Here is an 8,593-nt window from a genome sequence, read left to right as displayed (position 1 = left end):
TCCGGGAGGTCGCCATGGACCCGGACCCCGGGCCGGCCCCGGCGGACGGCGGCGGGGCGGCACACGCGGCCGAGAGCGGCCCCGCCGACGACCCGGCTCGGGCGGACGTGCCCCACAGGCACCCCCCCCGGGCCCCGGGTGGCCCGCGCGCTGGCCGGGGCGGCGCCGAGCGCGTGGCTGGCGGCGGAGGGGCCGGAGGAGAAGCGGTTCCGAAACGTCCAAGGCGGGGCGGGCGACCCGGTCGCAGAGTGGGAGGCGTGACGGCGACCGGCCGGCACCCACCACCGCAGGAGGCAGCCATGGACACCACCGACGCGAAGACCCCCGCCCCGCAGGTCTGGCCCACGCTGCGCGCCGACGACGCGCGCGCCCTGATCCGCTTCCTGGCCGACGCCTTCGGCTTCGAGGAGGTCGTGGCGTACGGCGAGGGCGAGTTCGTCGCGCACGCCGAACTGGCCTGGCCCGAGGGCGGCGGCGTGATGCTCGGCTCGGAGCGGGACGCGCCCGAGGGCACCGAGACCTGGCCGGGCCGCCCGGGCACGTTCAGCGCCTACGTCGTCACGGCCGACCCGGACGGCGTCCACGCGCGGGCCGTCGCCGCCGGCGCCCGGATCACCACGGGGCTGCACGAGACCGACTACGGCTCGCGCGATTTCGCGGCCGCCGACCCGGAGGGCAACCGCTGGTACTTCGGCACCTACCCGGGCTCCCCGCGGCCGTCGGCCCCGCAGAACGGGTGAGGCCGATGCCCACGCCAGTCGACCGCCTGCGGGCGCTGTGCCTCGCCCTGCCGGAGACCGCGGAGCGGGTCGGCCACGGCGAGCCGACCTGGTTCGCGGGCGCCGGCCGCCGGGCCCGGGTGTTCGTCATGCTCGCCGACCACCACCACGACGAGCGGCTCGCCTTCTGGTGCGCCGCGCCGGACGGGGTGCAGGCGGAGCTGACCGGGCGGGACCCGCAGCGGTACTTCCGCCCGCCGTACGTCGGGCACCGCGGCTGGGTGGGCGTCTACCTGGACGCGGTGCCCGTCGACTGGGAGCGCGTGGAGGATCTCGTCGGGGACGCCCACGCCCTCGTTTCGCCCGGCTGAGGGGAGCCGCCCTCCGGCGTCACTGCGGCGTCGGATCCGCCGCGTCGGGGCTCGGAGCGGGCGCCGGGGAGTCGGTGGCGGGGGAGGTCGGGGTCGGGGCCGCGCTCGCACCCGTGGCCGCGGCCGGCGTCGGGACCGGAACCACCGGCGCCGTCGCCGGGTCCATGATCACCGGGGTGCAGTTGCGGCTGTTGTCCGGCTGCTCGCCGCAGACCTGGATCCGGCTGTCGTTCTGGGACGCGTCCACCATCGGCGAGTACGCGTCGTACCCCCAGTGGACCAGGGCGGTCTGGCTCTGCCCCGCCGAGTTGGTGATCGTCGCCCGGTACCCCGCCGTGGCGTCCGTCAGCTTCGCCCAGGCCGTCCGGCAGCGGCGGCTGTAGCGCACGTAGACGGTCATCTGCCGCACGTTGGCGGTCGCGATCGTCGTGGCGTCCGATCCGCAGCCGCTCGCCTGCGGGTCCTTCCCGACACAGCCGGCGGCCTCGCACAGCGCGGTGGCCTGGGCGGTGGCCCGGGCGGTGCCCGTCATCGCGGCGGCCCCCGGGCTGCGCTCGGAGCCGCCATCGTTCAGGGCGAGCGCCCCGGCCACCGCGGCGACACCGGCCGCCGAGGCCGCCGCCGCCCACCACCAGGTCCGGCGCGGCCGGGCCGTGGGCTCCGGCTCCCCCTCCTCCGGCCACGACGGCGGCTCCGCCGGCCCGGGCAACTCCGCCGCGGCCTCCGTCGCGCCGGCCCCGGCAACCGCCACCCGCAGCGCCTCCAGGGCGGCGCACCGCTCCGCCGGCACCCCCGCCAGCGCGCCGAACGCGGCCAGCGCCGCCTCCGTCACCACGCGCTCCCCGTTCAGCCACCGGTGCCAGGACGACTTGCTGTAGTGCGTCTTCGCCGCCAGCTCGGCCAGCGTCAGCCCCGATCCGTCCTTCAGCGCCCGCAGCCCCGCCACGAGCTCCCGCTCCTGCGGCCCCAGCCTCGCCGGCAGGGCCCGCCAGTCACCGACCATCGCCCCGATCCCCCTTGACGCAGCGTCAGTTCGCGAACCGTCGGCAGCATAACCGCCCCACCGACCGTGCGGGCGCGTACACGGAAAGCCACGCTCGCGCCCGCCCCGCACCCCGGGCAGACTGGCAGCGGGGGCCACACCGACGGCTTCGGAGGCGGCCCATGCCGCAGATGGTCGTGGACGGGCGCACCCTCGCGCTCTCCCACCTGGACAAGGTCTACTACCCGCGGACCGGCACCCTGAAGGGCGAGGTCCTCAGCTACTACGCGGCCGTCCACACCGCCCTCCTGCCCCACCTGCACGACCGCCCGGTGTCCTTCCTCCGCTGCCCCGACGGCGTCGAGGCCGAGGTGTTCATCGCCAAGAACCCGCCGGCCGGCACCCCGCGCTGGATCCGCACGGCCGAGGTGCCCAGCGACAGCGGCGACCTGCGCCAGGTCCTCCTGGACGACGGCGCCGCGCTGCTCTGGGCCGCCAACCTCGGCTGCCTCGAACTGCACGTCCCCCAGTGGCACGCCGCCGCGCCCGGGCTGGCCGACCGGCTGGTCCTCGACCTCGACCCGGGCGAGGGCGCGACCGTCCTCACCTGCCGGACGGTCGCCGGGCTGCTCCGCGAACGCCTGGCCGCGGACGGGCTCGCCGCCTGGGCCAAGACCTCCGGTTCCAAGGGCCTCCACCTGCTCGTCCCGATCGAACCCACCTCGAGCGCCCGCGTCTGCGCCTACGCCAAGGCGCTGGCCGCCGCCCTGGAGGCGGACCGCCCCGACCTCGTCGTCCACACCATGGCCAAGGCCCGCCGGGCCGGTCGGGTCTTCGTCGACTGGTCGCAGAACAACGCCAAGAAGACCACCGCCGCCCCGTACACGCTGCGCGCCCGCCCGCAGCCCACCGTGTCCACCCCGGTCACCTGGGAGGAGCTCGCCGAGGCCGACTCCGAGGACGACCTGGTCTTCACCCTCGCCGACGTCCCCGAACGGCTCGCCGCCCACGGCGACCTCCTCGCCCCGCTGCTCGACCCCGAGCACGCCCGGCCCCTCCCCGCCGCGCCGTCCCCCGAGCCCGACCGCCAGGTGCTGCGGCCGCCCGTCGACGTCATGCGCCCGGCCGCCGTCCCGGCCGTCCCGCCGCCGGACGGGCTCGGCGGCGGGGGCGTGCAGTACGAACTCAAACTGGACGGCTTCCGCTGCCTCGCCTTCGCCCGCGGGGACCGCCCGGCCTACCTCCAGTCCCGCAGCGGACGGGACCTCGCCCCCGAGTTCCCGCCGATCGCCGCGGCCGTCGCCCGGCTGCCCGAGGGGCTCGTGCTCGACGCCGAGCTGGTCGCCTGGCGCGCGGGCCGGTTCGCCTTCGAGGAACTGCTGCGCACCCGCCAGGCCCGCGCGAGCGACGACGTCGCGCTCGGGCTGATCGCCTTCGACGTCCTCGCCCTCCCCGGCCGCGACGTGCGCCGGCTGCCGCTCGCCGACCGCCGCCGCCTGCTGCTCGCCGCGCTCGCGGACGTCCCGCCACCGATCCAGCCCGTCATGGCCACCACCGACCGCACGGAGGCCCTGGACTGGATGGAACGCCTCGCGGCCACCGGGGTGGAGGGCCTGGTCTGCAAGGCCGCGGGCTCGGCGTACCGGGCGCAGGGAGCGGGCCGGGTCTGGGTCAAGTACCGCCGCACGGACACCGTCGACGCCCTCGTCCGCGCACTCACCGGCCCGGCCGCCAGGCCGCACGCCCTCGTGGTCGAACTCGACGACGGCCGCGTCCTGCTCACCACCCCGCGGCTCACCGCCCTCCAGGCCGCCCAGATCTCCGAGGCCGCCCACCCCTACCTGGCCCCGCCCGTCCACGACCCCGCCCACGGCACCGTCCACCCCCTCACGAGCCCCCTGCGCGCCGAACTCACCCTCACCGGCCGCCCGCCCACCGCCACCTACACCCGGCTGAGGGGTGACTGACGGCCGACACCCGGACGGTGGGCGGGCGGTGGCCGGTCGACGGGCTCGGAACTCCCGGCGCTCACCCCCGCCGCAAGGGCCCCGGCTCCCAGGTCACTTCCGCCGTTCCGTCGCGTGGGCGAACTCGGTGACCAGGGCGTCGTCGAAGACCGGGAGGTCGGCGGGCTTGCGGCTGGTGACCAGGGGGCCGGGGCCCTCGTGGCAGACGTGGACCTCGGCGTCGATCCAGTGGGCGCCGGCGTTCACGAGGTCGGTGCGCAGGCTGGGCCAGGAGGTGAGGGTGCGGCCGCGGACGGCGTCGGCCTCGATGAGGGTCCAGGACCCGTGGCAGATCGCCGCGACCGGGCGGCCCGAGGCGCAGAAGGCGTGCACGAAGGCGACCGCGTCGCGGTCCTGCCGCAGGTGGTCGGGGCTCGCGACGCCGCCGGGCAGGACCAGTCCGTCGTACCCGGCGGCCTCCGCGTCCGCGACGACCGCGTCCACCGCGAAGGTGTCACCCGGTGCCCGGTGCCGCACGGCCTGCACCCGGCCCGGTGCGGTGGAGAGCAGTCGCGGCGTGCCCCCGGCCTCGGCCACCGCCTGCCAGGGGGAGGTGAGTTCGATCTCCTCCACGCCGTAGGGCGCGACCAGGAAGGCGACGGTCCGGCCGGTGAGCGTCGTGGTGGGCCAGCGCACGGCTCACCCCGGGCGGTGCCCGAGGACGTCCACGGCCGCGGGCGGCGGGGCGGAACTCACCCGGGCGCGCGGGCAGTCGAGGTGGACGACGAGCTCCAGGTGGTCGATCCGGGCGACCAGGGCGACCGGCACGAGCACCCGGGAGCCCGGCACCCAGGGCTCGGCATCGACCAGCAGGTGGTCGCCGGCGTCCTGCTCGACCCGCCCGAGCGGGCCGTCGGTCGCCTCCACCTCGTAGCCGGCCAGGCCGAGTTCGGCGGCTTGGTGGGAGCCCGGGCGGTACTCCCACAGGTCCGTGGTCATCACACCTCCGGTTTGTCCCAGGGCCGCCGCTCACGCCCCTCGGGGCGGTCGGGGCCGTCCGGGCGGTCGAGCGGGTCGCGGCGCCGGGCGCCGGCGCGGCGGCGCAGCAGGACGGCCGCGGCGGCGGCGACGGCCAGGGAGGCCGCCCAGACCACGCCGAGGGCGGTGAGCACGGCGACGGTCGGCGTCCGCACGCCGACGCTCAGGCAGATCGCGGTCATGACGAGGGCGGTCAGCACGACCCCGGCGGGGATCCGGCGGGCCGTGCGGCGCACGGCCGTGCGCACCCGGCCCGGCCGTTTGGCACCCATGGTGCTCAGTTTCCGGTCGAGGCGGGTGTCCTGGCGCAGCCCGGACTCGATCTCCTCGAGGAGCCGCCGTTCCCGTCCGCTCAGCGAGGGTCCGTCCATCTCGGTCACCTCCGACAAACTTCCGGTGACGTGCTCGTACCCGGGCGGTTGCCCGGTACGGGCCTGCGCTAACCGCCTCCGGGACGGCCTGTTCCCGCGCCGACGGGTCCGAAGGCCCGGGGGCGTGCGAGCAGGCTGTCGTCGAGTACCCGCAGCAGGGCGACGGCGTCGCGGTGGACCTCGGCCGCGCCGGCGGCCCGGAGGTCGGCGGCGTCGTCCCGTCCGCACTCCAGGGCGAGGCAGAGCAGCCCGGCACGGCGGGCGGCGAGGACCTCGCGGACGCTGCCGGCGACGTACACGGCGTGGTCGGCGCCGCCGCCGACGAGGTCGAGGGCGGCCCGCTCGGGGTCGCTCCCCGGGGTGGCCACGGTCAGTACGGGCGCCCCGGCGGGGCCGGGTCCGGTCAGGACGACCGTCCAGCCCCGGGCGGCGCACTCGCGCAGCAGGTCCGCGGCACCGGTCGGCGCGGAGCGCCAGTCGGTGCCGAAGAGTGCCGTCGAGACCACGGTCATGGGCCACCGTTTCCCTTCCGGTACCGCGCGCGGACGTGGGCCGCGCAACGGAACGCGCCCTTCCAGGTTAGGCCTCCGCCCCACCGGGCGCGCTGCCGGCCGGCCACCGGTTTCCGGGCCCCGGCGCGTGCGCGGGAAGTCGGCCGGTCCGACTTCCCGTGCGGGCGGCGGAAACCCGTTTGGCGCCCCGCGGGTGGCCGTGCCCGACGGACTCGTCGCCACCGCCTTCGGCCCCACGCTCGACGCGCTGCTCCCGGCCGGCCCGCCGGTGCGCGCGCTCGCCCTGGCCGGCCCCGGGGTGCCGGCGCCCCGCGCAGACCTCGTCCTCGTCCCCCGGCACCCACTGACCGGTGAGGTGTGGCGGCCCAGCGGTGCGTGCGTGGCCGTGCCGCTGGACGCCGAGGTCTGGGCCCACCTGGCCTCCCCCCGCGACGGTGCCCGCGTCCCGGCGACCGGCGGGCTACCCGCGGGCGTCCAGCGCGACGACCCCCTGCCGCCGCGCCCGCCGTCCGGCTTCCGCCCCGACCGCGCGCTGCTCCTGCGCACGCCGGCCCGCCTCCCGGCCGTCCGCGAGCCGTGGCTGCGGTCGGTGTACGACAAGGCCCGCGGCCGTCCGTAGACGTCCCCGGTAGACGGCCCGTCAACGCCCTCGTCGACCGCGCGTCCACGGGCCCCGGCCACAGTCCTCGTCGAGCACCGGCAGCACGCCGGCCCGACATTCCGAGAGGACGACCATGAGGAATCCCGTACGCAAGCGCCACGCCTGGGGCGCGCTGGCCGCCGCCGCGATCGCCGTCGCGGCCCTGCCGGGCACGGCCAGCGCCGATGCGGGCACCACGATCACCGGGGTCGGCGGCAAGTGTCTCGACGTCCGCGGGAGCGGTACGGCGAACGGAACGCCGGTGCAGATCTACGGCTGCAACGGCACGGGCGCCCAGTCGTGGACCGTGACCAACAGGCCGGACTTCACGGGCGTCACCCTGTCCGCGCTCGGCAAGTGCCTGGACGTCAGCGCGAGCGGCACGACGGACGGCACGAAGGTCCAGCTGTGGGACTGCAACGGCACCGAGGCCCAGCGCTGGGTCCAGTACGAGGGCCCCGTCCTGATCAACCCGCAGTCCAACAAGTGCCTGGACGTCCCCGGCGGGACCACCCAGGACGGCACCCAGCTGCAGATCTACACCTGCAACTTCACCACGCCGGCCCAGCAGTGGTACTTCCACGCGCCGGGCGCCCCCGTCAGCGGCTGACGGCCGCCGGACCGGAGCGGCCCGCCACCCCCGTGCGGGCCGCTCCGCGCGTCATCGGACGTCACCGGGCATCACCGGACGTCACCGGGCATCACCAGGCGTCGTCGGCCAGGCGGGCGTGGAGGTGCTCGTCGTTGTAGTCGCGGCCGGGGTAGCGGTAGGAGGAACGGAGGGTGCCCTCGTACCGGAAGCCGGCGCGCTCGGCGACGTGGCAGGAGGCGTCGTTGCCGACGGCGTGGGCGAGTTCGAGGCGGCGCGCGGCGGCGGTTTCCACGCCCCAGCGGGCGACGGCGAGGGTCGCGCGGGTCGCCAGGCCCCGGCCGCGGGCGGCGGGCAGGAGCCAGTAGCCGATCATGGCCAGTCCGTCCTCGCGGTCCCGCCAGAACAGGGCGACGTTGCCGCACAGGGTGCCGTCGGCGGCGTCGGTGATCGCGAAGGCGCCGGTGCGGCCCTCGGCCCAGGTGGTGTCGCAGCGGTCGAGGTAGGCCTCGGCGGCGGACGGGTCGTCAGTGCCCAGCGGGTTCCAGCGGGCGATCACCGGATCGGCCGCCGCGGCGACGAGGGCCGGCACGGTGCCGCCCGGGAGGTCGAGGGCGCGGTCCCACGGGCGGAGCACGGCGTCCCCGAGGTCGAGGACGGTGCGCCGGAAGGTCCGCTGGTCGGTGCTCATCCGACTTTCCTATCCCGCGCCCTGCCCGCCCCGCCAGCGGTTTTCCGGTGGCGGGCGGCGCGGCGGTCCGGTCGTGCGAGGATCGCCGGGTGATCGAGCTACTGACGGCCCGCACGGCCGAGTTGGACGCATCCACGCTGGACGAGGCCCGGGCCCTGCTGTTCGAGGTGTTCGGCGCCGACCTGACCGAGGCCGACTGGGAGCACGCGCTCGGCGGCGTGCACGCGCTCCTGCGCGAGGACGGCGTGCTGATCGGGCACGCGGCCGTCGTGCCGCGCGTGTTCCGGCACGACGGGCGACAGGTGCGCACCGGCTACGTCGAGGGCGTCGCCGTCCGGGCCGCCCGGCAGGGGCGCGGGCACGGCTCGGTGCTGATGGGCTCGGTCGCGGGCCTGGTCCGGGGCGGGTACGAGCTCGGCGCGCTGAGCTCGTCGGACGCGGCCGTCGAGTTCTACGCGAACCGCGGCTGGCTGCGGTGGGACGGCCTGCTGTCGGCGGCGACCCGGCACGGCGGGGAGCGGCCGACGCCGGACGACGAGGGCGGGGTGTTCGTCCTGCCGGGCACCGCCCCGCTGGACCTCACCGGCCTGCTGACCTGCGACTGGCGGCCCGGCGACCTCTGGTGACGAGGCCGGCGGACGGGGGGGGGGGGGGGGGGGGGGCGGGGGGGGGGGGGGGGGCCGGCGTGTTATTGAGGTGGAGTTACGGGGGGGGGGGGGAGGTGGGGTGCGGCC

12 protein-coding genes and 1 pseudogene are annotated in these 8,593 nt (G+C 77.0%); 7 read left to right on the top strand and 6 right to left on the bottom strand.

Annotation, left to right across the window (positions count from 1 at the left end):
- The first annotated feature begins 299 nt into the window (after window positions 1-299).
- Together ACFV4G_RS14925 and ACFV4G_RS14920 are read left to right on the top strand one after the other, a co-directional pair.
- Window positions 300-740 carry a VOC family protein gene (locus ACFV4G_RS14925; RefSeq protein WP_380440218.1) on the top strand — a complete coding sequence of 147 codons (441 nt, stop codon included), beginning with the start codon at window positions 300-302 and terminating at the stop codon, window positions 738-740.
- Between the two features lie 5 nt (window positions 741-745).
- Window positions 746-1,090 carry an MmcQ/YjbR family DNA-binding protein gene (locus ACFV4G_RS14920; RefSeq protein WP_380440217.1) on the top strand — a complete coding sequence of 115 codons (345 nt, stop codon included), beginning with the start codon at window positions 746-748 and terminating at the stop codon, window positions 1,088-1,090.
- A gap of 19 nt (window positions 1,091-1,109) precedes the next feature.
- Here the strand turns inward: ACFV4G_RS14920 and ACFV4G_RS14915 are convergent, their stop codons facing one another.
- Window positions 1,110-2,093: a DUF2690 domain-containing protein gene (locus ACFV4G_RS14915; RefSeq protein WP_380440215.1), complete on the bottom strand. Its 984-nt coding sequence runs from the start codon at window positions 2,091-2,093 to the stop codon at window positions 1,110-1,112.
- A 161-nt stretch (window positions 2,094-2,254) separates the two neighbouring features.
- Between ACFV4G_RS14915 and ligD the strand changes: the two are divergent.
- Together ligD and ACFV4G_RS14905 are read left to right on the top strand one after the other, a co-directional pair.
- Window positions 2,255-3,133 (top strand): annotated as a pseudogene (gene ligD, locus ACFV4G_RS14910) (non-homologous end-joining DNA ligase); the annotation flags it as partial.
- A 54-nt stretch (window positions 3,134-3,187) separates the two neighbouring features.
- Complete coding sequence (locus ACFV4G_RS14905) at window positions 3,188-4,039, top strand: DNA ligase (RefSeq protein ID WP_380440325.1); 852 nt, start codon at window positions 3,188-3,190, stop codon at window positions 4,037-4,039.
- Window positions 4,040-4,132: 93 nt separating this feature from the next.
- Here ACFV4G_RS14905 and ACFV4G_RS14900 read toward each other — a convergent pair whose 3' ends face one another.
- From ACFV4G_RS14900 to ACFV4G_RS14885, 4 genes are all read right to left on the bottom strand, one after another.
- Entirely contained in the window at window positions 4,133-4,714 is a 582-nt protein-coding gene (locus tag ACFV4G_RS14900) for a type 1 glutamine amidotransferase domain-containing protein (protein WP_380440213.1), read from the bottom strand.
- A gap of 3 nt (window positions 4,715-4,717) precedes the next feature.
- Complete coding sequence (locus ACFV4G_RS14895; RefSeq protein ID WP_380440211.1) at window positions 4,718-5,017, bottom strand: PRC-barrel domain containing protein; 300 nt, start codon at window positions 5,015-5,017, stop codon at window positions 4,718-4,720.
- Window positions 5,017-5,427 (bottom strand): DUF3040 domain-containing protein, encoded by a 411-nt coding sequence (locus ACFV4G_RS14890; RefSeq protein ID WP_380440209.1) that lies wholly within the window; start codon window positions 5,425-5,427, stop codon window positions 5,017-5,019. Before ACFV4G_RS14890 ends, ACFV4G_RS14895 begins: the two co-directional genes overlap by 1 nt.
- 68 nt (window positions 5,428-5,495) lie before the next feature.
- Window positions 5,496-5,939: a hypothetical protein gene (locus tag ACFV4G_RS14885; RefSeq protein WP_380440208.1), complete on the bottom strand. Its 444-nt coding sequence runs from the start codon at window positions 5,937-5,939 to the stop codon at window positions 5,496-5,498.
- A gap of 199 nt (window positions 5,940-6,138) precedes the next feature.
- Here ACFV4G_RS14885 and ACFV4G_RS14880 point away from each other — a divergent pair, with 199 nt between their 5' ends.
- Together ACFV4G_RS14880 and ACFV4G_RS14875 are read left to right on the top strand one after the other, a co-directional pair.
- Window positions 6,139-6,558, top strand: coding sequence for a hypothetical protein (locus tag ACFV4G_RS14880; protein WP_380440206.1), 420 nt, complete (start codon window positions 6,139-6,141; stop codon window positions 6,556-6,558).
- Between the two features lie 115 nt (window positions 6,559-6,673).
- On the top strand, window positions 6,674-7,189 hold the full coding sequence (locus ACFV4G_RS14875; protein ID WP_380440204.1) for a ricin-type beta-trefoil lectin domain protein: 516 nt from the start codon (window positions 6,674-6,676) through the stop codon (window positions 7,187-7,189).
- 91 nt (window positions 7,190-7,280) lie between these two features.
- On the opposite strand, the gene ACFV4G_RS14870 is transcribed toward ACFV4G_RS14875, so the two are convergent.
- The gene (locus tag ACFV4G_RS14870) at window positions 7,281-7,859 is read right to left on the bottom strand and encodes a GNAT family N-acetyltransferase (RefSeq protein WP_380440202.1); all 579 of its coding nucleotides are present in this window, start codon (window positions 7,857-7,859) and stop codon (window positions 7,281-7,283) included.
- A gap of 89 nt (window positions 7,860-7,948) precedes the next feature.
- On the opposite strand from ACFV4G_RS14870, the gene ACFV4G_RS14865 reads away from it, so the two are divergent.
- Window positions 7,949-8,485, top strand: a complete 537-nt coding sequence (locus tag ACFV4G_RS14865) for a GNAT family N-acetyltransferase (RefSeq protein WP_380440200.1) — start codon at window positions 7,949-7,951, stop codon at window positions 8,483-8,485.
- Window positions 8,486-8,593: the final 108 nt, after the last annotated feature.

It is taken from the genome of Kitasatospora sp. NPDC059747 (genome assembly GCF_042732955.1).
Classification (GTDB): domain Bacteria; phylum Actinomycetota; class Actinomycetes; order Streptomycetales; family Streptomycetaceae; genus Kitasatospora.
The sequence above is the reverse complement of the archived record's forward strand: the minus strand, read 5'-3'. Positions and strand labels throughout refer to the sequence as shown.

Coding starts and splice junctions, on each gene's coding strand:
- ACFV4G_RS14920 (WP_380440217.1), top strand. CDS start 746: ATGCCCACGCCAGTCGACCGCCTGCGGGCGCTGTGCCTCGCCCTGCCG.
- ACFV4G_RS14905 (WP_380440325.1), top strand. CDS start 3,188: ATGCGCCCGGCCGCCGTCCCGGCCGTCCCGCCGCCGGACGGGCTCGGC.
- ACFV4G_RS14895 (WP_380440211.1), bottom strand. CDS start 5,017: ATGACCACGGACCTGTGGGAGTACCGCCCGGGCTCCCACCAAGCCGCC.
- ACFV4G_RS14885 (WP_380440208.1), bottom strand. CDS start 5,939: ATGACCGTGGTCTCGACGGCACTCTTCGGCACCGACTGGCGCTCCGCG.
- ACFV4G_RS14890 (WP_380440209.1), bottom strand. CDS start 5,427: ATGGACGGACCCTCGCTGAGCGGACGGGAACGGCGGCTCCTCGAGGAG.
- ACFV4G_RS14870 (WP_380440202.1), bottom strand. CDS start 7,859: ATGAGCACCGACCAGCGGACCTTCCGGCGCACCGTCCTCGACCTCGGG.
- ACFV4G_RS14915 (WP_380440215.1), bottom strand. CDS start 2,093: ATGGTCGGTGACTGGCGGGCCCTGCCGGCGAGGCTGGGGCCGCAGGAG.
- ACFV4G_RS14875 (WP_380440204.1), top strand. CDS start 6,674: ATGAGGAATCCCGTACGCAAGCGCCACGCCTGGGGCGCGCTGGCCGCC.
- ACFV4G_RS14925 (WP_380440218.1), top strand. CDS start 300: ATGGACACCACCGACGCGAAGACCCCCGCCCCGCAGGTCTGGCCCACG.